Source organism: Halomonas sabkhae (assembly GCF_030409265.1).
Taxonomy (GTDB): Bacteria; Pseudomonadota; Gammaproteobacteria; order Pseudomonadales; family Halomonadaceae; genus Halomonas; species Halomonas halmophila.
The window spans coordinates 311,033-335,536 of the sequence record NZ_JAUFPM010000008.1 but is presented as its reverse complement, the minus strand read 5'-3'; the positions used below and the strand labels follow the sequence as shown (position 1 = coordinate 335,536).

Sequence of the window (24,504 nt, the reverse complement as noted above, 5' to 3'; positions counted from 1 at the left end):
GCGCTATTACATCTGTGAGTATTATGATGGAATCCGTGCTCACGAGACTCTGGGCGGAGTGGCGCCCAGAGCCTATGAGTTAGCGGCTTGAGACAAGGTGTCTACTTTTTCGGGGTCACACCAGAGGCCAGGCTGGTGCTAGGGTTTGTGGCGTCAAGGGCTTTCTTACCTCTTCAAGGCGCGAAGCGCCGTTCTTCCCTCTTAAAGCGGCGCCAGCCGCGTTCTTCCAACTAACAGCTTAGAGCTTACAGCTTACCGCTCACCCCTTGAGCTCCGCTTCCATGGCTTCGAGGCGTTCTTCGGCGCTGAGCCATTGCTGCTCCAGTTCCTCGAGCCGGGTGGCGAGTTCGCCGCGGCGGGCGAGTTGGTTGTTGAGTTCGTCCTTGCGGGCGTCGTCGGTGTAAAGATCGGCGTCGCCCAGGGCGGCTTCGACCTCATTCAGGTCGGCCTGGGTCTTTTCCATCTCGCGTTCGGCACGGTCGCGGTCGCGCTTGAGCGGGCGCAGTTTTTCGCGCAATTCGGCGGCGGCACGTCGCGATGCCTTGCGGTCATCCCGGGGCTCGCCTTCTTCCTGCTGGCGTTCGGCCTTGTCGTGGCGGGCTTCGCGGCGCTGCTCCTCGAGGCGTGACTTGAGCCAGGCGCGGTAGTCATCGAGGTCGCCATCGAAGGGTGTGACGCGGTGGTCGGCGACCCGCCAGAACTCGTCCACGGTGGCACGCAGCAGGTGACGATCGTGGGAGACCACGATCACCGCGCCCTCGAAGCTGGCCAGTGCCTCGGTCAGGGCCTCGCGCATTTCCAGATCGAGGTGGTTGGTCGGCTCATCCAGCAACAGCAGGTTGGGCCGCTGCCAGGCCACCAGCGACAGCGCCAGGCGCGCCTTCTCGCCGCCCGAAAAGCGCGATACATCCTCGAAGACATCATCGCCCTGGAAGCCGAAGCCACCCAGAAAACGCCGGATCTCGGCGTCCGCGACGGTCGGCGAGAGGCGCTGGACATGCTGGAAGGGCGTGGCCGAGAGGTCCAGCCCCTCGAGCTGGTGTTGGGCGAAGTAGCCGACGGCCAGGTGTTCTCCCTCGACTCGCTCCCCATCCAGCAGCGAAAGCTCGGCGGTCAGCGACTTGATCAGGGTCGACTTGCCAGCCCCGTTGGGCCCCAGCAGGCCGATGCGCTGACCGGGCTGCAGCGCCAGGTTGACCTCCTCGAGTTGGCGGTGCTCGCCGTTTGCGCCGTGATAGCCCAGGACGGCGTCATCCAGCACCACCAGCGGCTGGGACACCTTGTCGGAACAGGGGATGCGGAAATGAAAGGGCGAGTCGGCATGAGCCTCGGCGATATCGCCCATGCGCTCGAGCATCTTCAGCCGGCTCTGGGCCTGGCGCGCCTTGCTGGCCTGGTAGCGAAAACGTGCCACGAAGCGTTCGATTTCCGCCTTGCGCGCCTGTTGCTTGGCGGCCTCGGCCTGTTGCAGGGCCAGTTTTTCGGCCCGGGTGCGCTCGAAGGTGGTGTAGTTGCCGCGATACAGTTCCAGCCGGCGGTGCTCGAAATGCACGATGTGATCGCAGACCGCATCGAGGAAATCGCGGTCGTGGGAAATCAGCAGCAGGGTGCCGGGATAGCGCGTCAGCCATTGCTCCAGCCACAACAGGGCATCGAGGTCCAGGTGGTTGGTCGGCTCATCGAGCAGCAGCACGTCCGACGGCGTGAAGAGGGTGCGCGCCAGATTGACGCGCATGCGCCAGCCGCCCGAAAACGAGGCCAGCGGGCGCTCCAGATCATCCTGGCCGAAGCCCAGCCCGACCAGCAGCTGGGCGGCCCGCGCCGGGGCGCTGTAGCCGTTCAGCGACTCGATGGTGCCGTGCAGCTCGGCTTCGCGATGCGCTTCGCCACGCGCCTGGGCCGATTCCAGCGCGGCCTCGGCCTCCCGCAGGGCCTGGTCCCCGTCCAGCACATACTCGATGATGCTGCGCTCCAGCGCTTGCACTTCCTGGGCCATGTGGGCGATGCGCTGGCCACCGCTCATTTCCAGCTCGCCGCGTTCCGGCGCCAGCTCCCCCAGCAGCAGCTTGAAGAGACTCGACTTGCCGGTGCCGTTAGCCCCGACGATCCCCACCTTGTGCCCCGCGTGCAGGGTCAGGTCGGCAGCGTCCAGCAGGCTCTGGGAGCCGCGTTGCAGGGATACTTGGCGCAGTGCGATCATGCGGACTCCATTCGTCTGCGTGAGATCACCGCCCGTTGGCGGCCACCTTGTGATGAGCGACGATTCTACCGAAAACGCCGCACTCTTGCGGTCCCGTCTGCCCCGAGAGTCGCTCTGGGACTTCGCCCTGGCGCTCTATGCCCGGGATGGCGTCGAGAGCGCCTGCCTGACGCTGCAGGATGAGGCCGGCGTCGAGGTCACCGAGCTGCTGTGGCGCTGCTGGCTGTATCGCCATGACCTGCAGGCCGGGGATATCCCGGCGGCACTGCGCGAGTGGCAACGCACGGTCATCACGCCCCTGCGCCAAATGCGCCGTGACCTCAAGGCAGAGGCCGAGGCGCAGCCGAGCGTATCGACGCTGCGTCAACGCATCAAGCAGGCCGAGCTGGATGCCGAGCAGGAATGCCTGCGGCGCCTGGAAAGTGCCAGCCGGGACGGCGCCATCGGCCTTTCCCCCTGTTCCCGGGCCACTCAGCCTCTGAAAAAAGTTCTACCTTTCGCCCACCAACTTCAGAAAAAATCACATCTTTTTGCCCTGGCCAGACTGGAAAGCCAGCTTGACCCTCTATGACCCCCGCGCTAGCCTGAAAAAACACCGCGCATACGGCAACAAAACGATACATTCGATTTTACGCCGGTCGATGAGTGACTGATTTTCCGGCAAAACCTGCAGAGGAATCACAAGAATGAAGGCACACAAGCTGCTGACTACCGCGAGTATCGGGGCGCTGATGCTCGGCATGTCCACTGCCGCCTATTCCGACAACTGGCGCTATGCCCACGAGGAATACGAAGGCGACGTTCAGGATGTCTTCGCTCAGGCTTTCAAGGGTTATGTCGAGGATAATTCCGACCACACCGTTCAAGTTTACCGCTTCGGCGAGTTGGGCGAGTCCGACGACATCATGGAGCAGACCCAGAACGGCATCCTGCAATTCGTCAACCAGTCGCCCGGCTTCACCGGCGCCCTTATCCCTTCGGCACAGATCTTCTTCATCCCCTACCTGATGCCGACCGACATGGACACCGTTCTCGAGTTCTTCGACGAGAGCAAGGCCATCAACGAGATGTTCCCCAAGCTCTACGCCGAGCACGGGCTGGAACTCCTCAAGATGTATCCGGAAGGCGAGATGGTCGTGACGGCCGACGAGCCGATCACCTCACCGGAGGACTTCGACAACAAGAAGATCCGCACCATGACCAACCCGCTGTTGGCCGAGACCTACGACGCCTTCGGCGCCACCCCGACCCCGCTGCCCTGGGGTGAAGTCTACGGCGGCCTGCAGACCGGCATCATCGATGGTCAGGAAAACCCGATCTTCTGGATCGAGTCCGGCGGCCTGTATGAGGTTTCTCCGCACCTGACCTTCACCAGCCATGGCTGGTTCACCACCGCCATGATGGCCAACCAGGACTTCTACGACGGCCTGTCCGAGGAAGACCAGCAGCTGGTGCAGGATGCATCGGACGCCGCCTATGATCACACCATCGAGCACATCCAGGGTCTGTCCGAGGAATCCCTCGAGAAGATCAAGGAAGCCTCCGATGAAGTGACCGTGACGCGCCTCAACGACGAGCAGATCGCAGCCTTCAAGGAGCGCGCTCCGCAGGTCGAAGAGAAGTTCGTCGAGATGACCGGCGAGCAGGGCCAGGAACTGCTGGACCAGTTCAAGGCTGACCTCAAGGCCGTCCAGGACAGCGAGTCCGGCGAGCAAGCGTCCGACGAAGACATGTCCGGTGAAGCGGATTCCGAGGAAGCTGAAGCATCCGAGGAAGAGGCCATGGAAGAAAGCCAGGAAGGCTGATTCCTGACCTGACCCGCACCATTCGGGGGCAGCCATGCTGCCCCCGAATTGTTTGCGACCCTCCGGCCGGGGTCAGCGTTCACCCAACGTTGATCGCCACGACACCCGCAGTCGCTAGGATGCCGAGAGAGTCATATCGATTTTCGCCATGTGTCTGCTTAGGGGAGCGCGGCCATGACCGACGAAGAAGAAGTCGAAAAGCACTACAAATCCGGGCTACCCGGTATCCTGGGCACCATCGACACGCTGATCAGCAAGCTGGAAGCCATCATTCTCGCCACCGGCGTGCTGCTGATGGCCACCAATACCATCGCCAATGTCGTCGGGCGCTTTGCCCTCGGCGAGAGCCTGTTCTTCACCGGCGAGGTCAACCGCATCCTGATCATCATGATCACCTTCGCGGGCATCGGCTATGCGGCACGACACGGTCGCCATATCCGCATGTCGGCCATCTATGATGCGCTGCCGGTAGGCGGACGCCGTGCCCTGATGATCGCGATCGCGTTGTTCACCTCGGGCGTGATGTTCTTCCTGGCCTATTACTCGGTGCTCTATGTCCTCGATCTCTACGACAAGGGGCGCATCCTGCCGGCCATGGGGTTCCCGATCTTCATCATCTATGTCTGGGTGCCGTTTGGCTTCGTGATCACCGGTATTCAATACCTGTTCACGGCCATCAAGAACCTGACATCGCGTGATGTCTATCTGTCGACCTCGGTGGTCGACGGCTACAAGGATACGGAAACGGAAGTCTGACGCAGGGCGATCGCCCGGGGGAATACACGATGACGACAATAATGGTTACGACCATGATTGCCCTGCTGCTGCTGGGCTTTCCCATGATGATCCCGCTGGCCACCGCAGCGATCATCGGCTTTTTCATGATGTTCGGTGGGCTGGGTCAGATGGAGACGCTGATTCAGCAGTTGATGGCCGGTATTCGGCCCGCCTCCCTGATTGCCGTGCCCATGTTCATTCTGGCCGCCGACATCATGACCCGGGGGCAGTCGGCCAATCGACTGATCAACATGGTCATGGCCTTCATCGGCCATATCAAGGGCGGCCTGGCCGTCAGTACCGCCGCCTCCTGCACCCTGTTCGGTGCCGTGTCCGGCTCCACCCAGGCCACCGTGGTCGCCGTGGGCTCGCCCTTGCGCCCGCGCATGCTCAAGGCCGGCTATTCGGATTCGTTCAGCCTGGCGCTGATCATCAACTCCAGTGACATCGCCTTCCTGATTCCGCCGAGTATCGGCATGATCATCTACGGGATCGTCTCCGGCACGTCCATCGGCGAGCTGTTCATCGCCGGTATCGGCCCGGGCCTGATGATCCTGACCATGTTCGCCTGCTACTGCGTGATTTACGCCATGGTGCGCGGCGTACCCACCGAGCCCAAGGCCAGCTGGGGAGAGCGCTTCTCGGCGGTACGCTCGGCGTTGTGGCCACTGGGCTTTCCGGTCATCATCATCGGCGGCATCTATGGCGGCATCTTCAGCCCCACCGAGGCAGCCGCCGCCTGTGTGCTCTATGCCGTGCTGCTCGAGTTCGTGGTATTCCGCTCGCTGAAACTGGGTGACATTTACGCCATCGCCAAGTCCACCGGCCTGATCACGGCGGTGGTCTTCATCCTGGTGGCCGTGGGCAACAGCTTCTCGTGGATCATTTCCTTTGCCCAGATCCCGCAGGCGATTCTGGAGGCCGTGGGGATCAACGAGGCCGGGCCGACCGGCGTACTGATCGCCATCTGTATCGCCTTCTTCGTGGCCTGCATGTTCGTCGACCCGATCGTGGTGATCCTGGTGCTGACGCCGGTCTTCGTGCCTGCCATCGAGGCCACCGGTCTCGACCCGGTGCTGGTGGGTATCCTGATCACGCTGCAGGTGGCCATCGGCTCGGCAACGCCACCCTTCGGATGCGATATCTTCACCGCCATCGCCATCTTCAAGCGCCCCTATCTGGATGTGATCAAGGGCACCCCACCCTTTATCTTCATGCTGGTGCTCGCCGCGGCATTGCTGATCATGTTCCCGCAGATCGCACTGTTCCTGCGTGACCTCGCCTTCAGGTAAGCGCCTCGACCCGGATCAAAGGAGTAGGTGACGATGTTCAATCGCATAATGGTGGCCATCGATGGCTCCAAGGGCGCGGTCAAGGCGCTGGAGAAGAGCGTGGCCTTGCAGCAGCTGACCGGCGCGGAACTCTATGTACTGTGCGTGTTCAAGCACCACAGCCTGCTGGAGGCGTCGCTGTCGATGGTGCGTCCGGAGAAGCTGGACATCCCGGATGACGCCCTCAAGGACTACGCCACGGAGATCGCCGTGCACGCCAAGACGCGTGCCACCGAGCTGGGCGTACCGGCCGACAAGATCCGTGCCTTCGTCAAGGGCGGGCGACCCTCGCGCACCATCGTGCGCTTCGCCCGCAAACGCGAGTGCGACTTGGTGGTGATCGGTGCCCAGGGCACCAACGGCGACAAGAGCCTCTTGCTGGGCAGCGTGGCCCAGCGTGTGGCAGGCTCCTCGCACTGCCCCGTGCTGGTCGTCTGATCCCTGGCATCCCCGGGGGTACTGCCCCGTCGCCGGTCGGGCTCCGTGCTGCGGAACCCGGCCGGCCCTGTTAGAGTCCCAAGAGTTCCATACACCATTGGCGCCCCCACGCGCCGGAGCACAAGGTATTTCATGAAGACACTGCTGACTTCCGCTTCGCTGGTCGCTCTGTTGAGCGCTGCCCCCTTTGCGCTGGCGGCCCCCGAATCCGACCAGGAGCGTCTGGGCTACAGCCTGGGCGTTACCCTGGGCAAGAGCATCCAGCAAGACGTTTCCGACCTCGACATCGATGCCTTCACCCAGGCCATTCGCGATGTCTACTCGGACGGCGACCTGGCCATGTCCGATCAGGAAATGTCCGAGACGCTGACGCAATTCCAGAAACAAGCCCAGGAGCAAAAGGCGGCCGAAGCCAAGAAACGTGCCGAGGCCAACCAGGCCGAAGGCAAGGCCTATCTGGAAGAGAACGCCGAGAAGGATGGCGTCACGGTTACCGAATCCGGCCTGCAGTATCGCGAGCTCGAGTCCGGTGACGGCGCCTCGCCGAAGGCCGAGGACACCGTCGAGGTCAACTATGAAGGCAAGCTGATCGACGGCACCGTCTTCGACAGCTCCTATGAGCGCGGCGAGTCGGTCAGCTTCCGCGTCGGCCAGGTCATCGAAGGCTGGCAGGAAGCCCTCAAGCTGATGAGCGTGGGCGACAAGTGGGAGATCGTGATCCCCTCCGAGCTGGCCTACGGCGCCAAGGGGCAGGGCCCCATCGGCCCTCACGAGACTCTGATCTTCGAGGTAGAGCTGCTCGATGTGACGCCGGCCGAGTCTGCGTCCGACGACAGCGGCGCGGCCGACGGCGCCTCGGAAGACGGCTCTGCTGACAGCGACGCCGCTGAAGCCGACACCTCGCAGGACAGCTCAGCTGAGAACGGCTCCGCTGACAACGGCGCCTCGGAAGAGGGTGATAGCAGCGAGAGTGACAGCAACGCCGAGTAACCCTGCTCGGCAGCGCACCTCCTGGACGGCCGGCTGATTCAGCCGGCCGTTTTTTGTGGGCCGCCTATAGCGTCTCCAGCGTCCGATTCACGGCCGTCTCGAGCGGGCCGGGCGTCGGCGAATGCAGGACGCGCTCGAGTACCTCGCCGCGGTGGTTCACCAGGTACAGCGAGGCCGTGTGATCCACCGTATAGCCCGCTCCGGAATCGGGCGCCTCGTGGCGCCGCCAGACCACATCATAGCGCTCGGCAATGGCCTCGAGCCGGGCAGGGCTTCCCCTGGCCCCGATGAAGTCCTCGCCGAAGGCCGCCAGATAGGTCTCCAGCCGGGCCAGGGTATCGCGTTCGGGGTCGACGGAAATCATCACCGGCACGACACGCTGACGCTGCTCCTCGGGCAGGCCCTGGCGCACCTGACGCACCACGGCCAGGCTCATCGGGCAGACATCCGGACACCAGGTATAGCCGAAGAAGATGATCGCCAGCTGGTCGTCATCCAGGCGCGACAGCGTGAATTCCCCCTGGGTCGAGGGCAGCGAGATGGGACCACCCGGCGGCAGATCGTGCGCCTGATTGGCCTGCTGCCACTGCTCGAAGGCCAGCCAGGCGCCGACCAGCAGCACCAGGCATGCGGATATCGCGTACCAGCGAAGCCGTCTCATCCAGATACTCCTGCGGCGAATTTCCGGCGAGCACTGCCATGCTGCCGAAGGTGAAGTCATGAGGTCGATAGTGGCAAGATAGTGGTTTGGCGAGTGCACAGCCAGACGCGCCTCGCCCCCATCCGCAAGGAGATTGCATGCAAGGCGTCGGCTCAGCCCTGGGACCGCTCTTTTTACTGATCCTGCTGGGCGCCCTGCTGGGGCGACTCGGTCAACCGGGCGGTGACTTCTGGCCGCGCATGGAGCGGCTGATCTATTGCCTGCTGTTCCCGGCCATGCTGGTCGGCACCCTGGCCACCGCCGACATGCAGCAGGTGCCGGTGGGCCGTGTGGCCAGTGTGTTGCTGGGCGCCATGGGGCTTGTGGGAGCCGGGCTGTGGCTGGTCCGCCACTGGCTGGGGCTCGCGGCGCCGGCTTTCACCTCGGTCTTCCAGGGCGCCCTGCGTTTCAACACCTATGTCGGGGTGGCGGGGGCCGCTGCCCTGCATGGCGAAGCCGGTGCCACGGTCGCGGCGGTGGCCGTGGCGCTGATGGTGCCAGTGGTCAATGTGCTCTGTGTCAGCAGCTTCATTGCCGCCGGTACCCTGGGTAGCGGCGGCCTGCGCCAGAGTCTGCTGGCACTGACCCGCAACCCGCTGATCCTGGCCTGCCTGCTGGGCATTGGCCTGAACCTGGGCGGCATCGGCCTGCCCGGCTGGAGCGCGGCGACCGTCGATCTGCTGGGGCGTGCTGCCCTGCCGCTGGGCCTGGTGGCCGTGGGGGTCGCGCTGAGACCCCGGGCGCTGCTGCGACTCGACCCGGGTATCTGGGCCGCCAACAGCGCCAAGCTGGTACTGATGCCGGCGATTGTCCTGGGCCTGGCGCTGTTGTTGGGCCTCGACCCGATCAGCCGGGATATCGTCCTGCTGTTCGCCGCCCTGCCCACGGCGACCTCGGCCTATATCCTGGCGCGCCAGCTGGGCGGCGATGCCGAGCTCATGGCCGCCCTGATCACCGGGCAGACCCTGCTGGCCATGGTGTCGTTGCCGCTATGGCTGCGGCTGGTGGGCTGACCGAGCGCACGGGTAAAAAGTAATAAAAAATATTCGCATTTGTGTTGACGGAATAAATGAGAATGATTTACTCTACAAACATGGCGTTGATGAGGCGCCATGGCCGAGGCAAGTTTCCTGCCAGTTGCTTGTCTGAGTTTCTCCTCCTCATTGCTAGTCACGGTCTTTTTGCCGCCCCGCCCAGGGCGGCTTTCTTTTGGGAAACACTGCTTAAATGCCTGCGCATGCAAATCGCTTCGTTGCGCGGTGCTCGAAAGCTCGCCTAACCACTTACTATGCTCGGCGATTTATTCAGCGTCTCCTTTATCCGCTCGTCACCTTTCGCCCTGCGTGACCCACCGGGTCAGTCGCGTCTGGCCAGCTGCTGCTTGAGCAGCTCACCCAGTGCCTCCACTGCCGGCCAGGAAGCGGCCGAGACGCGGCGCCCGTAGTGCAGTTGCGCCTCGCAACCCTGCAGGACCGGTAGCCCCTCGGGCTCGCCCAGCTCGCGCATGGCCGGCGTCAATCGGTCACGTTCCAGGATGCTCACGGCCAGGCCGGACTCCACCGCCGTTTCCAGGGCATGGATGCTGGTACTGGTAAAGACGCCGTGCCAGGGGCGATCGATGGCGCTCAGCGCCTCGGTGCCCAGCTGCCGATACGGACAATCCTCCGGATGCAGTGCCATCGGCAATGCATCCGCACTGCCCAGCACCAGGTCCTTGGCCCCGGCCCAGACCGGCGTCGTGCGCCACAGGGGCTCGCCACCACTCAAGCGGTGCGGGCGATCCAGGGCCACGACCAGCGACAGTTCGCCACGCTCCAGCAGGCGCGCCAGTTCGCCACTGGGGGCCGTCACCGCCTCCAGCACGACATCCGGGTGGCGACCCAGGAAGTCCGGCAGCAGGCGCCCTACCAGCCGGCTGGCATAGTCCTCCGGCATGCCGAAACGCACGCGGCCACTCAGGCCGCAACCGCTGATGCGCGCCACCAGGCCATCATGACGCCGCAACAGTTCCCGTGCCTCACCCAACAATGCCTCGCCCGAGGACGTCGGGGTCACCCCGCGCGCCCCGCGCACCAGCAGACGGGTATCCAGCCGCGCTTCCAGCCGCTTGATCTGCATGCTCAGGGCGCTCACGGTGCGATGCCGCTGCTGCGCGGCCGCCGCCAGGGTGCCCAGCCGCGCCACGGCCACAAAGCTGCGCAGCGCCTCGAGATCCAGCGAGTCCGACAAGACTTCAGCCATATTGAATGCTGACTCCAAAAAGTTTCGATTCACGAAACACTTTAGTCGAGCCAGACTGTGCCGACCAGCTCACCCTCAACACACAACGAGGCACAAGCATGCTCGGCATCAGCTTTCGTCCCGGCTTTCTCCTCCGGATGCGCCCGACACCGGCCCTTGGCGCCATGGCGGTGGCTCTGGGCTTCGTGGTGTGCTGGAGCAGTGGCTTCGTCGGCAGCCGCCTGGCCGTCGCCGTCGAGACGCCGGTCATGGCGCTCTATGTCTGGCGCTTCGCCCTGGCGACCCTGCTGGCCGGCGGCTGGTGGTGGTGGCGTGCGCAGCGCCGCGGGGCACGCCGGCTCGACCTCCGCGCCCTGTTGCACGAGGCGCTGGTCGGCAGCCTGACGGTGGGCGGCTATCTGTTGACCATGTTGCTGGCCATCGAGGCGGGCGTGAGTGCCGGAGTCGCCGCCCTGATCGGCGCCCTCCAGCCTCTCGCCGCCATCACCCTGGCCAGCAGCTGGCTGGGCGAGCGCACGCGGCCACTGCAGTGGGTCGGCATGGTAGTGGCGACACTGGGCGCCGCGCTCAGCGTGCTGGATGACCTGCAAACCGTGGGCGGTGCCCCCACCTGGGCGTATGGCCTGCCGCTGGTGGCCGTGGCCTGTGTCGCCCTGGGCAGCGCCCTGACCACCCGTCAGCGGGTCTCGCTGCCGCTCGAGGCGCGCTTGACGGCGCAGTTGGTAGCCGCCACCGGGGTCTTTCTGATCGCCGCGCTGGCCATGGGCCAATCGATGGCTCCGCCGTCACCCGGCCTGGATACCCTGGTGGCGATGGCCTGGCTGATCGTGCTGGCCACCTTCGGCGGCTATGGCTTCTTCGTGGAGAGTCTGCGGCGCTTCGGCGTGGGCCAGAGCGCCGGCCTGGTGGCGCTGACGCCGGCCGTGACCCTGGCCTGGACCGCCCTGATGTTCGGCGAGCTGCCCGGCAGCCTGGGCGCCATCGGCATCCTGCTGGGGCTCGTCGGCGCGGCGGTGGCCCTCAGGGCCGGGCGACGCCAGCGCCGCGGCGCGGATGGTCATGACGCCACGGCCAGCCCGCGGGGTCGCTGGCAGCGCCAGCCGGCTTCACGGCCCGGCACACCGGCCAGCACCCGCGAACGCGGCAGGCTCAGTCGGCGGCGCGGCGGTGAACCAGATCCCACACGCCATGCCCCAGACGCTCCCCGCGGACCTCGAACTTGGTAAGCGGACGATAGTCCGGGCGCGGCACATAGGGCGCCGAGTCGGCCTCGGCGGTATTGGCGTAACCCGGTGCCTCGGCCATCACCTCGGCCATCCACTCGGCATAGGCCGCCCAGTCGGTGGCCATGTGCAGGGTGCCGCCCGGCTTGAGACGCGTGCGCACCAGCTCGACGAAGGCCGGCTGGACGATACGCCGCTTGTGGTGCTTCTTCTTCGGCCAGGGGTCGGGGAAGAACAGCTGCACGCTATCCAGGCTGGCCTCGGGCAGGCACTGCTCGAGCACCGCCAGGGCATCCTCGCGATACACGCGTAGATTGGCGAGGCCACGCTTGTCGGCCTCGTCGAGCAGCTTGCCGACACCCGGTGCATGCACCTCGATGCCGATGTAGTCGGTCTCGGGATGCGACTCGGCCTGCTCGATCAACGAGGCTCCCATGCCGAAGCCGACCTCCACCACGCGCGGCGCCCGGCGGCCGAACAGGGTGTCCAGGTCCAGGCGCCCGTCTTCCAGGCTCAGCCCCAGGCGTGGCCAGACGTCCTCGAGGCCGCGGGTCTGAGCGGTGGTCATGCGGCCGGCGCGCAGCACATAACTCTTGATGCCGCGACGATGCAGCGGTGCATCGGCCGACTCGGGGCCGGAGGTATCGGTATCGTTCATGCGGTGTTCACTACTCGGGTCACGAATTCAGGAATAGCGGGCACTTGGCCCGGCTCAGGCATTGATGCGGCCACTCATCGGCGACGAGGCCTCGGCCTGCTGGCGGCGCGGCATGCGGCCGGCCAGGAAGGCCTCGCGACCGGCCTGGACGGCATGGCGCATGGCACTGGCCATCAGCACCGGCTGGCGGGCATGAGCAATGGCCGAGTTCATCAGCACGCCATCACAGCCCAGCTCCATGGCCCGGGCCGCTTCCGATGCCGTGCCGATCCCCGCGTCGACCAGCACCGGCACCCCGGCCTGCTCGATGATCAGGCCCAGGTTGTAGGGGTTCTGGATCCCATGACCGGAACCGATCAAAGAGCCCAGCGGCATGATCGCGCTGCAGCCCAGCCGCTCCAGCTCGGCGGCGACGATGGGGTCATCGCTGGTATACACCATGACGTCGAAGCCGTCGTTGACCAGCGTCTCGGCGGCCGACAGCGTCTCCACGACATTGGGGTAGAGCGTCGCCTCGTCCCCCAGCACCTCGAGCTTGACCAGGTTGTGGCCATCGAGCAGCTCGCGTGCCAGCTGACAGGTGCGCACCGCGTCCCGGGCATTGAAACAGCCCGCGGTATTCGGCAGCAGGGTATAGCGCTCGGGCGAGATCACATCGAGCAGGCCGGGGGCCGAGGCATCCTGCCCCAGATTGGTGCGGCGCACCGCGAAGGTCACGACCTCGGCCCCGCTGGCGCCGATCGCCGCCCCCGCCTCATCGAAATCGCGATACTTGCCGGTGCCCACCAGCAGGCGTGACGCAAACTCACGCCCCGCAACCTGGAGCGGCGTATCCTGGATAAAATCGGTCATGCGTCTGGAAACTCCCGTGGCTGTGATGAGTGAGCTGGCCTGCCGTCAGCCGCCGCCAATGGCATGCACGACCTCGACCCGATCCCCCTCGGCCAGGCGTGTCTCAGCGTGCACGCTCTTCGGCACGATGGCCTCGTTGACCTCCACCGCGATGCGGCGGCCCGCCAGGCCCAGGTGCTCGATCAGTTGCGACACCGAGAGGTCGTCTTCCAACTGGGTGGCTTCGCCGTTGAGTTGAACCTGCATGGCATCCTCGTGGGTCGTCACATGTTCAGCCTTGTGGGTACCCATTGTAGCGCCTCTGCCTGACGCCGGGTACGGTAGGCGCGTCACGCAAGGGAGATTTCGAGCATGCAGGACCGATTCTGGTGGTTGGCCGTGGCGCTGTCCGGGGCCCTGATGGTGGTGATGGGCGCCCTCGGTGCCCACGCCCTGGCGGGCGAGCTGTCGCCCCGCCTGATGGCCGGCTTCGAGACCGGTGTGCGTTATCAGGCCTGGCACACCCTGGCGATGCTGGGCGTTCTGGCCTGGCGCGCGGCCGCGCCGCTGCCCGGTCAACGACTGGTGCTGACACTCTGGGCAGCGGGCATGCTGTTGTTCAGCGGCTCGCTCTATGGCCTGAGCCTGGCCAGCGCCACCTGGCTCGGGCCCGTCACCCCGCTCGGCGGGCTGCTGCTGATACTCGGCTGGCTGGCGCTGGCCGGCATCATCTTCAAGGCACGCTGAGGGTTACGGCGTCTCGTCGCGCTTGTCCGGCGATGGCCAGACATCGGCATCGACCAGCTCGGGACGCTTGAGTACCTGCGGGTCGAAGACGGGTTCGGAGATGCCGTCGCGACGCTGACGCTCGTAGTCACGCAGCACGCTCAGCGCCGCCGGCACCAGCATCAGAATCGCCAGCAGGTTGGTCGTCGCCATCAGCCCCATGGCCAGGTCCGCAAAGTCCCAGACGAAGGTCAGTTGCGCCACCGACCCGATCATGACCATGGCCAGCACGGCCCAGCGCAGGGTTTGCTCGGCACGGCGCGCATGGCCACGGAACAGGTACTCGACATTGATGGCCGAGAAGGAATAGTTGGCCAGCAACGAGGTGTAGGAGAAGAAGAAGATACTGACCGCGATGAAGAAGCCACCGAAACTGCCCAGGTGGTCGACCATGGCGTCCTGGGTCAGCTTGATGCCCTGAATGGACTCGCCGGCCGATGTCGCGAGCAGGGTCTCGTAAACACCGGAAAGCAGGATGACCACCGCCGTGCAGGTGCAGATCACGATGGTGTCGACGAAGACCCCGAAGGCCTGCACGAGGCCCTGCGCCGCCGGATGCTTGACGTTGGCCTGTGCCGCGGCGTTGGGGGTCGAGCCCATGCCCGCCTCATTGGAAAACAGGCCGCGCTTGATGCCGTTCTCCATGGCGACCTTGATGGCATAACCCGCTGCACCACCGACCGCCGGGCCGAAGCCGAAGGCGCTCTTGATGATCAGCGCCAGCATCTCCGGGATGGCCGTCAGGTTCATGAGCAGGATCACCAGCGCCACGATCAGATACAGGATCGCCATGGTCGGCACGATCTTCTCGGCGGTCCGCGCGACCGACTTGAGGCCGCCGAAGATCACCAGCGCCACCAGCAGCACCAGCCCGACACCGGTCATCCAGCGCGGCACCCCGAAGGCGCCCTGCACGGCCTGGGCAATGGTGTTCGACTGAGCCGCGTTGAAGGCCAGTCCATAGGCCACGATCAGGAAAAAGGCGAACAGCATGCCCAGCCAGCGCCAGCCCAGGCAACGCTCGATGTAGTAGGCCGGGCCGCCACGGAACACGCCATCCTCGTGGCGATGCTTGTAGGTCTGCGCCAGCGTCGACTCGATGAAGGCGGTCGAGAAGCCGACCAGCGCCGTCACCCACATCCAGAAGATGGCGCCCGGGCCGCCGACCCACAGCGCGATCGCCACCCCGGCCAGATTACCGGTGCCGATGCGCGCCGCCATGGAGGTGGCAAACGCCTGGAAGCCGCTGATGCCTTCACCCGCACCCCGCGACGAAACGGTCACCCGTGCCATGTGGCCGAACAGCCGGAACTGCATGCCCCGGGTCAGGATGGTGAAAAGCAGCCCGGCCCCCAGCAGCAGGTAGACCAGAATATAGGACCAGACGAAATTGCTGACCGGGTTCATCACGGCATAGGCCGCATCCTGCAGGGTCAGAAGGAGGGACGTGATCACATCCATGTGTGAGGCTCCAGACAGTGGGGTAGTCACCCCGCCACCCGGGTGCGCGGGTCGGCGGGGCGGTTCGTGCAACACTGCCGCCCAGTCTAGAGGGGCGCTGCGCGCTTGTCAGCCGCATTGGCGCGCCCCGTCGTCGGTCAGCCCTGCTTGTGCACGGCGCGCCAGTGGTGCAGCAGCGGCTCGGTGTAACCGGCAGGCTGCGCGCGCCCCCTGAAGATCAGCTCGGAGGCGGCCTGGAAGGCATGCGACGCCGCGAAATCGGCACTCATCGGCGTGTAGTCGGGATCATCGGCATTCTGAGCATCGACGACCCTGGCCATGCGCTCCAGGGTGTCGCGAACGCGTGCTTCATCCACCACGCCGTGATAGAGCCAGTTGGCCACATGCTGACTGGAAATCCGCAGGGTCGCACGGTCTTCCATCAGGCCGACATCATGCACATCGGGCACCTTGGAGCAGCCCACGCCATGCTCGACCCAGCGCACCACATAGCCCAGGATGCCCTGGCAGTTGTTGTCGAGCTCCTGCTGGATCTCGTCCTCGCGCCATTCCGCCTGCTCGGCCACCGGCACACAGAGCAGTTCATCCAGGCAGTCCGGCTCGCCCAGGGCTTCCAGCTCGCGCTGTACCTCGGTCACGCTGACCTGGTGGTAATGCAGGACATGCAGGGTCGCGGCGGTGGGTGACGGCACCCAGGCCGTATTGGCGCCGGCCCTGGGGTGGCCGATCTTCTGCTCGAGCATGGCCGCCATGCGGTCCGGCATCGGCCACATGCCCTTGCCGATCTGGGCGCGTCCGCGCAGGCCGCAGGCCAGCCCCGTCTGGACATTGCTGCGCTCATAGGCGCCGATCCAGGTGCTGCCCTTCATCTCGCCCTTGCGAATCATGGCGCCGGCCTGCATGGCGGTGTGCATTTCATCACCGGTACGATCGAGGAAACCGGTGTTGATGAACACTACCCGCGAGCTGGCCTCGGCGATGCAGGCCTTGAGGTTGACCGAGGTACGCCGCTCTTCATCCATGATGCCCATCTTGAGGGTGTCACGCTCCAGGCCCAGCAGGTCCTCGACGCGCTCGAAGAGCTTGCGGGTAAACGCCACTTCCTGGGGGCCATGCATCTTGGGCTTGACGATATACACCGAGCCCTCGCGGGAGTTGCGCGGCTGACCCGCGCCCCTCGCCAGGTCGTGCATGGCCAGCAGGCTGGTCACCACGGCATCGAGAATGCCCTCGGGCAGCTCCTGGCCCTCGGCATCGAGCACCGCCGGGGTGGTCATCAGGTGCCCCACATTGCGCACGAACATCAGGGCGCGGCCGGGCAGAGTGAGCTCTCTGCCGTCCGGCGTCGTCCACTGCCGATCGGCATTGAGACGCCGGGTAATGGACTGGCCCCCCTTGTCGAGCGAGGCTTCCAGGTCGCCCTTCATCAGGCCCAGCCAGTTGGCATAGACCGCAACCTTGTCCTCGGCATCCACCGCCGCCACCGAGTCCTCGCAATCCATGATCGAGGTCAGCGCCGACTCGACCACCACATCCTTGATGCCCGCCGGATCGGTCTTGCCGATGGGGTGGGCGGCGTCCACCCGGATCTCCAGGTGGAGGTCGTGATTGACCAGCAGCACGGCCTCCGGCGCGCTCGGCTCACCCTGGAAGCCCACCAGCTTGCCGGGCTGCTTGAGGCCGGTCTCGCGGCCGCCCTCGAGGGTCACGATCAGGTGGCCGTCGCGCAAGGCGTACTTGACCGCTTCACGGTGCGAACCGGTGGCCAGTGGCGCGGCGCGGTCCAGCACACCCTTGGCGTAGGCGACCACCCGGGCGGCACGCTCGGGGTTGAAGCCCTCGCCCCGCTCGGCGCCATCCGTGTCGGGGATGACATCGGTGCCATAGAGCGCATCATAGAGACTGCCCCAGCGCGCATTGGCTGCATTCAGTGCATAGCGGGCGTTGTTGACCGGCACCACCAGCTGCGGCCCGGCCTGCACCGCGATCTCGCGATCCACGCCGGTGGTGGTGACCTCGACGCGGGATGGCGCCTTGACGCGATAGCCGATCTCCTCGAGAAATGCCCGATAGGCCGCCATGTCGCGCACCGGCCCGGGATGCTCGCCATGCCAGGCATCGAGCTCGGCCTGCAGGCGTTCCCGCTCGGCCAGCAGTTCGCGGTTGCCGGGCGTCAGGTCATGAAAGAGCGCATCCACGCCCGCCCAGAAGGCATCCGGATCGACGCCGGTGCCCGGCAGGGCCTGTTCGTTGAGGAAACGGTCGAGTTCGGCGGCCACCTGGAGGCGGTGGCGAGTGATGCGTTGGCTCATGGATCATTCTCCCTGGACATGCCGGCTCAGCGCCAAGGGACGTCGAGCCACTGTTCACAAATGATGAGGATGTCGAATCGAGTTTGTGGAAAATTATTCCACGTGTAAAGCTGGTGACCGGCCCTCGACCGCCAGTATCGACCAAATGACGAGACACCACCCCGGTGAATGCGCAGCGTTGACTGGCCCCACCGGTTGCATGACGCTAGCATGGGCGGGCACAGCAGAGGATGCGATGAGCGACTTTACCGCCCTACAGGAACATGGCCCCCTGGCCCCGGTCGATCAGGCCGACGACGCCCTGGCACGCTATCTGGATCATTATGGTCTCAGTTCGCTGCTGAGCGAGCCGTTGACCCTGCATGCCGGCTTTGTGGAGACCCAGGGATTTCGCCTCTGGACCCAGGTCTGGACGCCGACCGACCCCATCGGCACGATCGTGGTGGTGCACGGCTACTATGATCACCTGGGTCTCTACCGCCACCTGCTCGAGAGCCTGCTGGAGCGCCACTGGCGCATCGCGCTGTGGGACCTGCCGGGGCACGGCCTGTCCAGCGGCGCTCGCGCCTCCATCGGCGACTTCGATGAATACGGGGCCTGCCTGGCGGCGCTGCGTCGCGACCTCGAAGCGCGCGAGCTCGCCGCGCCCCCCTGGGTGGGCATTGGCCAGAGCACCGGTGCCGCCATCCTCGCCACCGATGCCCTGACCCACGACGACGCGGAACACTGGCAGGGCCTGGTGCTGCTGGCACCGCTGGTACGCCCCTATGGCTGGTCGCAGGCCAACTGGCTGCAACGTCTGGTCGGCCCCTTCGTGCGCACCGTTCCGCGACGCTTTCGCGACAACTCCACCGATAGCGACTTCGCCACCTTCCTGCGCGAGAGTGACCCCTTGCAGCCGGACCGTCTGGCCATGCAATGGGTCAATGCCATGCGCCGCTGGATGCCACGCCTAATCGCCCTGCCGCCGAGCCGCATGCCGACCCTCATCCTGCAGGGCGAACAGGATTCCACCGTCGACTGGCCGTTCAACCTCGGCGTGCTCAAGCGCAAGTTCCCCAATGCCGAGATATGCCGTTATCCCGACGCACGCCATCATCTGGTCAACGAGTCGGAGCCCATACGCCGCACCCTGTTCGCGGACCTGGCGCGCTTTCTCGCCGACCTCGAAGAGGGCTTCGAAGCCCTGCCACCGGAAGGGTCGGAACCCGCATGACAACCCGCTGCCTTGCACTCATCACCCTGCTGCTGATGCTGGCCGGCTGTGCCGCCCAACCCCAGGGCCCCGAGACGGTACGCCAGGCATTGTTCGGCCTCGGCGAACGCGCCGCCGAACAGGTCGCCAGCGCATCGACCCTGCCCACCCCGCATGGCGACCTGGTACTGCTGCTGGCCACACCGGACGTCGACCCGGCGCTGGACATCACGGACGAACGCCTGATGGAAAGCCTGACCCGGGCCCTGCTGGGGCTGGATGAGGGCCCCCAGGTACTCGACTGGCGGCCCGCCATCGTCGGCGAGGCCGGCGGCAACCAGTGGCGGCTCGACAGCAGCCTGGCCGCCTCGGGCCCACGGCTAACGCTCTCCGATCGTGAGCTGCTGCCCTATCGCCTGACCCTTACCCTGCGCCGTCCCGGCGAATCGCAACACCTGTGGCAGACGCACATCGACGGCGCCCTCGACGCCACCGCCCTGTGACCCGTCATCCTCCCTTGAGCAGGCGATCCAGCTGACGATAGCCGATGGCCTCGACCAGATGCTCACGACTCGGCTGCGCGGCCCCGGCCAGATCGGCCAGGGTCAGCGCCACCCGCAATACGCGATGAAAGGCCCGCGCCGAAAGCTGCAGGCGCTCCAGCACCTCGGCCAGCCAGGCGCGGTCTTCCGCGCCCAGCGCACACGCCGCCTCGAGCTCCGGCCCCGCCAGATGCGCGTTCAGGGCGCCCCTCTCCAACTGGCGCCGGCGGGCTGCCAGCACCCGCTGACGCACCGTGGCCGAGTCTTCGCCGGGCTCGCGGGAGGTCAACTGGTCCGCCGGCAGGCTCGCCACTTCCACCTGCAGGTCGATACGATCGAGCAGCGGCCCGGACAGCCGCGCCTGATAGCGCTGTATCTGCGCCGCCGTGCAGTAGCAGGCCTGGCGCGGATCACCCAGATGGCCACAGGGGCAGGGGTTCATGGCGGCCACTAGCTGAAACCGCGCCGGATAGCGCCGCTCGTGACTCGCCCGGGCGATATGGATTTGCCCGGACTCGAATGGTAGGGGGTTTTGTCACATTTCAGAAGGTGGCTTGTTCATAACCGAATGTTGGCAACTGATTATTTAAACTCAATTCAATCTAAATATTAGTTTTATGTTATAATAGAGATATTGAAAGGTGGTTTTAAGCCAGCACACCGTTCCGTCCCCTCCGGGGACTACACTGCTGGTGAGGGGGCAAGCCCCCTTCAATCCCCCAAAATCAAAACCAAAAAAAATAATAAAGGAGAAATGACATGGACGTTATTGAAGAAAACAAAAACCAACTAAAGCGAACCATTGAAATGAAGGTTCGTGTGAATGGTATTGAGTATAAAAAAATTAAAGAACTGGCTTACCTATACGGTAAGCCTATGGCTGACATTTTCAGGGAGTCAGCCTTAACTGTTTCAAAGACACACAAAGGGGGTCGCTCAACACAAAGAGCAGATCCAGCCCTAGTTAGAGGTATAGCAAGGATAGGCAACAACTTAAATCAAATTGCTAAACAAGTTAACAGCACGGCTAAATCTGGCGATACGATTAACATCCTAGAACTCATTGATGTGCTTCACAACATAAGAGCAGAAACAGCGGAACTGAAAGAAAAGCACAGGGAGATAGCCAATGATAGTTAAGTTTAGAAAGCAAAAGCGAGGTGTGCCCAAAAACCCGCTTAGAGCTGCGAAAGGAGCCACGGGCTACCTGTTAGGCAATAAAGATCATAAAGGCCGTGAGCGAGCTTTTAAGCCCCTTCTGCTAGATGGTTCACCTGAAGAATTTGAGCAGATTGTGGGGTTCGGTAATAAAGCCGGTCAATATACAAGCGGAGGTTTGTATTTTGAAGAAACAAGAGAACAGCTAATAGAGAAGCACGGAAGTAGTCAGGCAGTGGACAAGATGCTAAAAGATGTAATGGAAAGGTTTGAAGAAACTCTTTTCCCAGGTCTCGACAAAGACCAGTATTGCGGTGTTTGGATTCTTCACGAAGATAAAAGCAACATTGAATTAAACTTTCTGTTTTCAAAAGAAGAGCTTCGAGGTGGGAAAAGGTTGAATCCGTATTTTCACAAAGAAGATTTGCCAAGAATAAATGCTTTCAAAGACATAATAAACCACGAATACAAGTTGAGCGACCCCGACACCCCCGACAAGAAAAGAGCTTCTACACCCGAGTTCTTTAATGAATACAAGCAGATTGAGGGGGTCAGCCAAGAACACAACAGAAGGCATTTCAAGAAGGCTTTGACCGAACATCTTGCTCAACTTGTTGAAGACGGGTTTTACAAAAACAGGGAAGAACTTATCGACTCGCTAAACACAGCAGAATATAAGGTTTCGAGGGTCACGAAAAATTCTATTTCAGTTATAAATCCCGAAACAGGCAAACCCACAAGACTCACAGGGGCGATTTTCGAAGAAGGAGCGGATTACAAGCACTTTTCAAGTGAAGATTACAGAAATGAGCTTATGAAGCGATACGAAGAAGAAAGGCTTGAGAAAATTAAAAAACAAAAAGAGCAATACAAAAACTTAATGGACGATAAAAAGAAAGACTTAATCAAAAGGTATAATAAGGAGATTAACAATGGAACAGCACATCAAAGAAATGATTTCAAACTTCATAGCGAGCCAAGAAGAGAAATTGGCGAAACTAGAACAAGAGAACAAGTCGTTGAAGGAAGACCTCGACAAGATAATAGAAAGCCAAATAACAATGAAAGAGAAGATACAGCAAGCTTTCAAAAATCAGAAGATTCTCTTGGAAAAGCAGAGCAACTTAGAAAACGATATATCAATGAATATTCAGGAAAAAACGGAATCATTAGAAAAATTGTTGATGAGGTTAATAGAAGAATAGCTGGCAAGCTTTCAGCGAAAATAGAAAAGTTTCACAATCAACAAAAAACTAAAAAGAAAAGCCTAAAAAGCGACCAAAGCTTTTCAATGTAAGAGGGGTATCATTCACCCCTCATATTAAGCATTTCCGCTTTCAATAGCTCATTCTTGCTTTCAAGAATCGTTATATTTCACTAACCATATTAGTGCGGACCTAAAAAACGATCCCCATTGAAGTGAATCATATGATCTGGCTCGTCAGCTATCCATACCTCAGTTTCCCAAGCCAGCTCACTCGCATTTTTGCGGAACTCATCTTTTTCAGGGAAAGCGGTGACATAGACTCTGCCCACCTTACAGTCTTTTAGTGCCTCTTCCAGCTCCAACCACCGCTTAGGCGATACAGGCCCATGGCTAGTGACGGCTTCAATCAGAAACAGCCATTTCCGGCTCTCATCATACACCACCACATCGGGAAGCTTGTCGTGAGACATAGGAGGAACACCAAGGTCTTCAAGCCTCTCAGTGTCTAGCACCATGAGCTTACCACCTTCATCCCTACTGCTGGCCGTATCACCGATATAGAGCACTATACCGCCATTACCACCTATAAAGCGAGGGCAGAACTCATGCACTATGTCCGCATGAAGTTGATTGTGGGCTCCAGGTGAAAGCTTTATCTCTGTGCCATCAGGAAGCCTCACAGGAATCTTGTGAAGCTCAAGCTCCTTTCTGTAAAGCTCTTGAAGATTATGAATATTCTCTTTATATTCCTCGATCTTCACCTCCCAGTCACCATTTGGAAACTCTTTCAGTATTTCCATCATGGGTTCTGAAAGTGAATATCTATTGTCTTTACTATTCGTAGCTCGCCCAAGATCTTCTATGTTACGATCAACGATTCTTGCTTGCTCGAACTGGTGCAAGGTCTGCTTTCTAAAAGACTCCCTTGAATTAGGGGCATAATCCCTATAGTGCTCTCTAACGAAAGCCATAATATCAACTATAGGAAGATAGCGAACATGTGCTTCACTCCAGTCGCTATCTGGTGCTATGCCTGCCAATGCCAGAAATGTCCATGAAGAACGGTTGTTATATTGCTTTTTAGGCAAACCAAGTGCTTTCAGCAAGGTTCTAGCCTCTTCAAGCTTTTCCTCTTTACTCACTTTTAAACCTTATAACTCAATTGCTCGTTGACGATTTCATCGACCTGCTGTTGAGAAATCGCCTCCCCTTCATGATAGTGTTCCCCGATTTTGCGAATGTCTACCCTGGATGGCATCTTCAGCAAGCGGATTTCTGTGGCATTGACCTGGGTGTTCCCTGAGATACAGCGAAAATAGCGGTCAATAAGGGTTGAGTTGAAGAGCAAGGCCAACCCATTGGCTTCAAGCTCTGAAAGCTCGTCTGTGTGATGACTGACAAGGTTTAGATGGTTCTCAAAGGCCACCACCTCACCTGTGATGAACTTCGGGCTGTGTATGCCCGCTACAAGCCTTCTAGCCTCTTCCTTGGATGTGAACCGCTTGAGAACGATGAACCGCTGGTTTCTAGTCGTTATCTTGCTGTGACCGTCAAATAGGCGAAGCCTGCTGTCCTTTTTGTTAGCACCTGTCCACTCTGTCTTAAACAGCTTGACATTGTGCATCTTCAAGAGCGGAACGGTGTTGTTAAAGTCGTCTTTCTCGGCAATATGCTGAGTCGCACGATGCGAGACAACAGGACCCGTGCTGATAATGTAGCCGTTACATGTAAAACTGGACTCCATATGCTCAACGAATTCAAGAAGCTCAGCATCTTCTCTGCTGTCTGGCACTCGAATGAAGCCAGCATCATTCGTTTCATCAATAACAATGCTTGTCGGGTAATAGTTAGTATCCGTATGCTCAAAGTCAGCATGGCCGTTAGAAACGGACACTCTCACCTTCTCGCCCTGCCGTTCTTTTGAATAGTGACAAATGATGTTCTCTTGAAGAACAGCAAGCTCTTTGAACACTTGGTTCCGTGAGCGGAAGATGTGAACCTTGTTGAGACTGGTATTTTTGAACAGGTATTGCCTGAAGCCCTTAAAGTAAAGGCCATTCAAGTAGCTCCGTGGCACGATAGCTACCATCTGGCCTTGTGGCTTCAAGGCATTGATGACTACAGCCATGAACGAAGCATAGATGTTCGGATTTCCCTTATAGAGGTCCGTGGTAGCTACGGCATAAGGTGATGTTTTTGAATTGTATTTAAAATACGGCGGGTTTATACATGAAATGTCGTATCTTTCGCCTTTCAAGTCAGGGCGGTCAAGCACAAAGTCCTTGTTGCGGATCTCGTAGGTAAATGTCCCATCTTGGACTTCGATGAAGCCTTTTAGGTCTTCCATACTACGGTTCAACACATCAAGGGCATTCTCATCAATCTCATACAAAACCGCATGAACTGATTTATTCCCATTATCGACACAATAAAGAGCAGTTGATATAGTGAGAATGCCGGCTCCCGCACCTGCATCAAGTATACTCACTTCTTCAGGCATAGCCCCGCCATCAAAGAGCGAAGCCATGTAATTAGAAACAGGAGCTCCTGTGAAATACTGGCCTATCTCTTTTCTATCTTGTTCTGACTTAGAGTTCAGGTATTCAACTTGTGCCAGCACTGTAGACTTAATCATTTGAAAGCTTCAAA

Annotated in this window: 22 protein-coding genes and 2 pseudogenes; 13 read left to right on the top strand and 11 right to left on the bottom strand. The window is 61.4% G+C overall.

The genetic code is table 11. From position 1 onward, the window contains the following. Positions 1 to 259: 259 nt before the first annotated feature. Positions 260 to 2,200 carry an ATP-binding cassette domain-containing protein gene (locus QWY79_RS07480; RefSeq protein WP_290271426.1) on the bottom strand — a complete coding sequence of 647 codons (1,941 nt, stop codon included), beginning with the start codon at positions 2,198 to 2,200 and terminating at the stop codon, positions 260 to 262. A 52-nt stretch (positions 2,201 to 2,252) separates the two neighbouring features. On the opposite strand from QWY79_RS07480, the gene QWY79_RS07475 reads away from it, so the two are divergent. From QWY79_RS07475 to bamJ, 6 genes and pseudogenes are all read left to right on the top strand, one after another. Next, complete coding sequence (locus tag QWY79_RS07475; protein ID WP_290271424.1) at positions 2,253 to 2,771, top strand: TIGR02444 family protein; 519 nt, start codon at positions 2,253 to 2,255, stop codon at positions 2,769 to 2,771. Positions 2,772 to 2,886: 115 nt separating this feature from the next. Then, positions 2,887 to 4,005, top strand: a complete 1,119-nt coding sequence (locus QWY79_RS07470; RefSeq protein ID WP_290271422.1) for a TRAP transporter substrate-binding protein — start codon at positions 2,887 to 2,889, stop codon at positions 4,003 to 4,005. A 174-nt stretch (positions 4,006 to 4,179) separates the two neighbouring features. Next, on the top strand, positions 4,180 to 4,761 hold the full coding sequence (locus tag QWY79_RS07465) for a TRAP transporter small permease (RefSeq protein ID WP_290271415.1): 582 nt from the start codon (positions 4,180 to 4,182) through the stop codon (positions 4,759 to 4,761). Positions 4,762 to 4,790: 29 nt separating this feature from the next. Beyond that, on the top strand, positions 4,791 to 6,074 hold the full coding sequence (locus QWY79_RS07460) for a TRAP transporter large permease (RefSeq protein ID WP_290271414.1): 1,284 nt from the start codon (positions 4,791 to 4,793) through the stop codon (positions 6,072 to 6,074). A gap of 33 nt (positions 6,075 to 6,107) precedes the next feature. Continuing rightward, positions 6,108 to 6,551 (top strand): universal stress protein, encoded by a 444-nt coding sequence (locus QWY79_RS07455; protein WP_290271411.1) that lies wholly within the window; start codon positions 6,108 to 6,110, stop codon positions 6,549 to 6,551. 132 nt (positions 6,552 to 6,683) lie between these two features. Next, positions 6,684 to 7,358, top strand: a pseudogene (gene bamJ, locus QWY79_RS07450) (BamJ family beta-barrel-assembly machinery protein); the annotation flags it as partial. A gap of 247 nt (positions 7,359 to 7,605) precedes the next feature. Here bamJ and QWY79_RS07445 read toward each other — a convergent pair. After that, the gene (locus QWY79_RS07445) at positions 7,606 to 8,202 is read right to left on the bottom strand and encodes an SCO family protein (protein WP_290271410.1); all 597 of its coding nucleotides are present in this window, start codon (positions 8,200 to 8,202) and stop codon (positions 7,606 to 7,608) included. A gap of 137 nt (positions 8,203 to 8,339) precedes the next feature. Between QWY79_RS07445 and QWY79_RS07440 the strand changes: the two genes are divergently transcribed. Next, a complete protein-coding gene (locus tag QWY79_RS07440; RefSeq protein WP_290271408.1) occupies positions 8,340 to 9,254 on the top strand; it encodes an AEC family transporter in 915 nt (304 codons plus the stop codon). A gap of 343 nt (positions 9,255 to 9,597) precedes the next feature. Here the strand turns inward: QWY79_RS07440 and QWY79_RS07435 are convergent, their stop codons facing one another. Further along, positions 9,598 to 10,482 carry a LysR substrate-binding domain-containing protein gene (locus QWY79_RS07435; protein WP_290271406.1) on the bottom strand — a complete coding sequence of 295 codons (885 nt, stop codon included), beginning with the start codon at positions 10,480 to 10,482 and terminating at the stop codon, positions 9,598 to 9,600. Between the two features lie 98 nt (positions 10,483 to 10,580). On the opposite strand from QWY79_RS07435, the gene QWY79_RS07430 reads away from it, so the two are divergent. After that, entirely contained in the window at positions 10,581 to 11,708 is a 1,128-nt protein-coding gene (locus tag QWY79_RS07430) for a DMT family transporter (RefSeq protein WP_290271404.1), read from the top strand. On the opposite strand, the gene trmB is transcribed toward QWY79_RS07430, so the two are convergent. From trmB to thiS, 3 genes are read right to left on the bottom strand one after another with little or no spacing between them, the layout of a single operon-like run. Continuing rightward, the gene (gene trmB / locus QWY79_RS07425) at positions 11,632 to 12,363 is read right to left on the bottom strand and encodes a tRNA (guanosine(46)-N7)-methyltransferase TrmB (protein WP_290271402.1); all 732 of its coding nucleotides are present in this window, start codon (positions 12,361 to 12,363) and stop codon (positions 11,632 to 11,634) included. The genes QWY79_RS07430 and trmB overlap by 77 nt on opposite strands. A gap of 54 nt (positions 12,364 to 12,417) precedes the next feature. Then, on the bottom strand, positions 12,418 to 13,215 hold the full coding sequence (locus QWY79_RS07420; protein WP_290271400.1) for a thiazole synthase: 798 nt from the start codon (positions 13,213 to 13,215) through the stop codon (positions 12,418 to 12,420). A 45-nt stretch (positions 13,216 to 13,260) separates the two neighbouring features. After that, positions 13,261 to 13,461 carry a sulfur carrier protein ThiS gene (thiS, locus tag QWY79_RS07415; RefSeq protein ID WP_290271397.1) on the bottom strand — a complete coding sequence of 67 codons (201 nt, stop codon included), beginning with the start codon at positions 13,459 to 13,461 and terminating at the stop codon, positions 13,261 to 13,263. Between the two features lie 105 nt (positions 13,462 to 13,566). Here thiS and QWY79_RS07410 point away from each other — a divergent pair, with 105 nt between their 5' ends. Further along, positions 13,567 to 13,941, top strand: a complete 375-nt coding sequence (locus tag QWY79_RS07410; protein ID WP_290271395.1) for a DUF423 domain-containing protein — start codon at positions 13,567 to 13,569, stop codon at positions 13,939 to 13,941. A gap of 3 nt (positions 13,942 to 13,944) precedes the next feature. On the opposite strand, the gene QWY79_RS07405 is transcribed toward QWY79_RS07410, so the two are convergent. Beyond that, positions 13,945 to 15,441, bottom strand: a complete 1,497-nt coding sequence (locus QWY79_RS07405) for an alanine/glycine:cation symporter family protein (RefSeq protein ID WP_290271393.1) — start codon at positions 15,439 to 15,441, stop codon at positions 13,945 to 13,947. A gap of 137 nt (positions 15,442 to 15,578) precedes the next feature. Then, the gene (locus QWY79_RS07400) at positions 15,579 to 17,753 is read right to left on the bottom strand and encodes a malate synthase G (RefSeq protein WP_290271391.1); all 2,175 of its coding nucleotides are present in this window, start codon (positions 17,751 to 17,753) and stop codon (positions 15,579 to 15,581) included. A gap of 235 nt (positions 17,754 to 17,988) precedes the next feature. On the opposite strand from QWY79_RS07400, the gene QWY79_RS07395 reads away from it, so the two are divergent. Both QWY79_RS07395 and QWY79_RS07390 read left to right on the top strand, forming a co-directional pair. Next, positions 17,989 to 18,969, top strand: a complete 981-nt coding sequence (locus QWY79_RS07395) for an alpha/beta hydrolase (protein WP_290271389.1) — start codon at positions 17,989 to 17,991, stop codon at positions 18,967 to 18,969. Next, positions 18,966 to 19,451, top strand: coding sequence for a hypothetical protein (locus QWY79_RS07390; protein WP_290271387.1), 486 nt, complete (start codon positions 18,966 to 18,968; stop codon positions 19,449 to 19,451). Before QWY79_RS07395 ends, QWY79_RS07390 begins: the two co-directional genes overlap by 4 nt. 4 nt (positions 19,452 to 19,455) lie before the next feature. On the opposite strand, the pseudogene QWY79_RS07385 reads toward QWY79_RS07390, so the two are convergent. Next, positions 19,456 to 20,013, bottom strand: a pseudogene (locus QWY79_RS07385) (magnesium chelatase subunit ChlI family protein); the annotation flags it as partial. 236 nt (positions 20,014 to 20,249) lie between these two features. Between QWY79_RS07385 and QWY79_RS07380 the strand changes: the two are divergent. Both QWY79_RS07380 and QWY79_RS07375 read left to right on the top strand, forming a co-directional pair. Beyond that, positions 20,250 to 20,630: a plasmid mobilization protein gene (locus tag QWY79_RS07380; protein ID WP_290271385.1), complete on the top strand. Its 381-nt coding sequence runs from the start codon at positions 20,250 to 20,252 to the stop codon at positions 20,628 to 20,630. Further along, positions 20,620 to 21,945 carry a relaxase family protein gene (locus QWY79_RS07375; RefSeq protein WP_290271383.1) on the top strand — a complete coding sequence of 442 codons (1,326 nt, stop codon included), beginning with the start codon at positions 20,620 to 20,622 and terminating at the stop codon, positions 21,943 to 21,945. The genes QWY79_RS07380 and QWY79_RS07375 overlap by 11 nt, the downstream gene beginning before the upstream one ends. Before the next feature lie 89 nt (positions 21,946 to 22,034). On the opposite strand, the gene QWY79_RS07370 is transcribed toward QWY79_RS07375, so the two are convergent. Both QWY79_RS07370 and QWY79_RS07365 read right to left on the bottom strand, forming a co-directional pair. Beyond that, positions 22,035 to 22,997 carry a BsuBI/PstI family type II restriction endonuclease gene (locus QWY79_RS07370; RefSeq protein ID WP_290271382.1) on the bottom strand — a complete coding sequence of 321 codons (963 nt, stop codon included), beginning with the start codon at positions 22,995 to 22,997 and terminating at the stop codon, positions 22,035 to 22,037. Between the two features lie 2 nt (positions 22,998 to 22,999). Further along, positions 23,000 to 24,490 carry an Eco57I restriction-modification methylase domain-containing protein gene (locus QWY79_RS07365; protein ID WP_290271380.1) on the bottom strand — a complete coding sequence of 497 codons (1,491 nt, stop codon included), beginning with the start codon at positions 24,488 to 24,490 and terminating at the stop codon, positions 23,000 to 23,002. Positions 24,491 to 24,504: the final 14 nt, after the last annotated feature.

Excerpts from the sequence above, each read along its gene's own strand:
- QWY79_RS07480 (WP_290271426.1), bottom strand. The coding sequence starts at position 2,200 with ATGATCGCACTGCGCCAAGTATCCCTGCAACGCGGCTCCCAGAGCCTG.
- QWY79_RS07475 (WP_290271424.1), top strand. The coding sequence starts at position 2,253 with ATGAGCGACGATTCTACCGAAAACGCCGCACTCTTGCGGTCCCGTCTG.
- QWY79_RS07470 (WP_290271422.1), top strand. The coding sequence starts at position 2,887 with ATGAAGGCACACAAGCTGCTGACTACCGCGAGTATCGGGGCGCTGATG.
- QWY79_RS07465 (WP_290271415.1), top strand. The coding sequence starts at position 4,180 with ATGACCGACGAAGAAGAAGTCGAAAAGCACTACAAATCCGGGCTACCC.
- QWY79_RS07460 (WP_290271414.1), top strand. The coding sequence starts at position 4,791 with ATGACGACAATAATGGTTACGACCATGATTGCCCTGCTGCTGCTGGGC.
- QWY79_RS07455 (WP_290271411.1), top strand. The coding sequence starts at position 6,108 with ATGTTCAATCGCATAATGGTGGCCATCGATGGCTCCAAGGGCGCGGTC.
- QWY79_RS07445 (WP_290271410.1), bottom strand. The coding sequence starts at position 8,202 with ATGAGACGGCTTCGCTGGTACGCGATATCCGCATGCCTGGTGCTGCTG.
- QWY79_RS07440 (WP_290271408.1), top strand. The coding sequence starts at position 8,340 with ATGCAAGGCGTCGGCTCAGCCCTGGGACCGCTCTTTTTACTGATCCTG.
- QWY79_RS07435 (WP_290271406.1), bottom strand. The coding sequence starts at position 10,482 with ATGGCTGAAGTCTTGTCGGACTCGCTGGATCTCGAGGCGCTGCGCAGC.
- QWY79_RS07430 (WP_290271404.1), top strand. The coding sequence starts at position 10,581 with ATGCTCGGCATCAGCTTTCGTCCCGGCTTTCTCCTCCGGATGCGCCCG.
- trmB (WP_290271402.1), bottom strand. The coding sequence starts at position 12,363 with ATGAACGATACCGATACCTCCGGCCCCGAGTCGGCCGATGCACCGCTG.
- QWY79_RS07420 (WP_290271400.1), bottom strand. The coding sequence starts at position 13,215 with ATGACCGATTTTATCCAGGATACGCCGCTCCAGGTTGCGGGGCGTGAG.
- thiS (WP_290271397.1), bottom strand. The coding sequence starts at position 13,461 with ATGCAGGTTCAACTCAACGGCGAAGCCACCCAGTTGGAAGACGACCTC.
- QWY79_RS07410 (WP_290271395.1), top strand. The coding sequence starts at position 13,567 with ATGCAGGACCGATTCTGGTGGTTGGCCGTGGCGCTGTCCGGGGCCCTG.
- QWY79_RS07405 (WP_290271393.1), bottom strand. The coding sequence starts at position 15,441 with ATGGATGTGATCACGTCCCTCCTTCTGACCCTGCAGGATGCGGCCTAT.
- QWY79_RS07400 (WP_290271391.1), bottom strand. The coding sequence starts at position 17,753 with ATGAGCCAACGCATCACTCGCCACCGCCTCCAGGTGGCCGCCGAACTC.
- QWY79_RS07395 (WP_290271389.1), top strand. The coding sequence starts at position 17,989 with ATGAGCGACTTTACCGCCCTACAGGAACATGGCCCCCTGGCCCCGGTC.
- QWY79_RS07390 (WP_290271387.1), top strand. The coding sequence starts at position 18,966 with ATGACAACCCGCTGCCTTGCACTCATCACCCTGCTGCTGATGCTGGCC.
- QWY79_RS07380 (WP_290271385.1), top strand. The coding sequence starts at position 20,250 with ATGGACGTTATTGAAGAAAACAAAAACCAACTAAAGCGAACCATTGAA.
- QWY79_RS07375 (WP_290271383.1), top strand. The coding sequence starts at position 20,620 with ATGATAGTTAAGTTTAGAAAGCAAAAGCGAGGTGTGCCCAAAAACCCG.
- QWY79_RS07365 (WP_290271380.1), bottom strand. The coding sequence starts at position 24,490 with ATGATTAAGTCTACAGTGCTGGCACAAGTTGAATACCTGAACTCTAAG.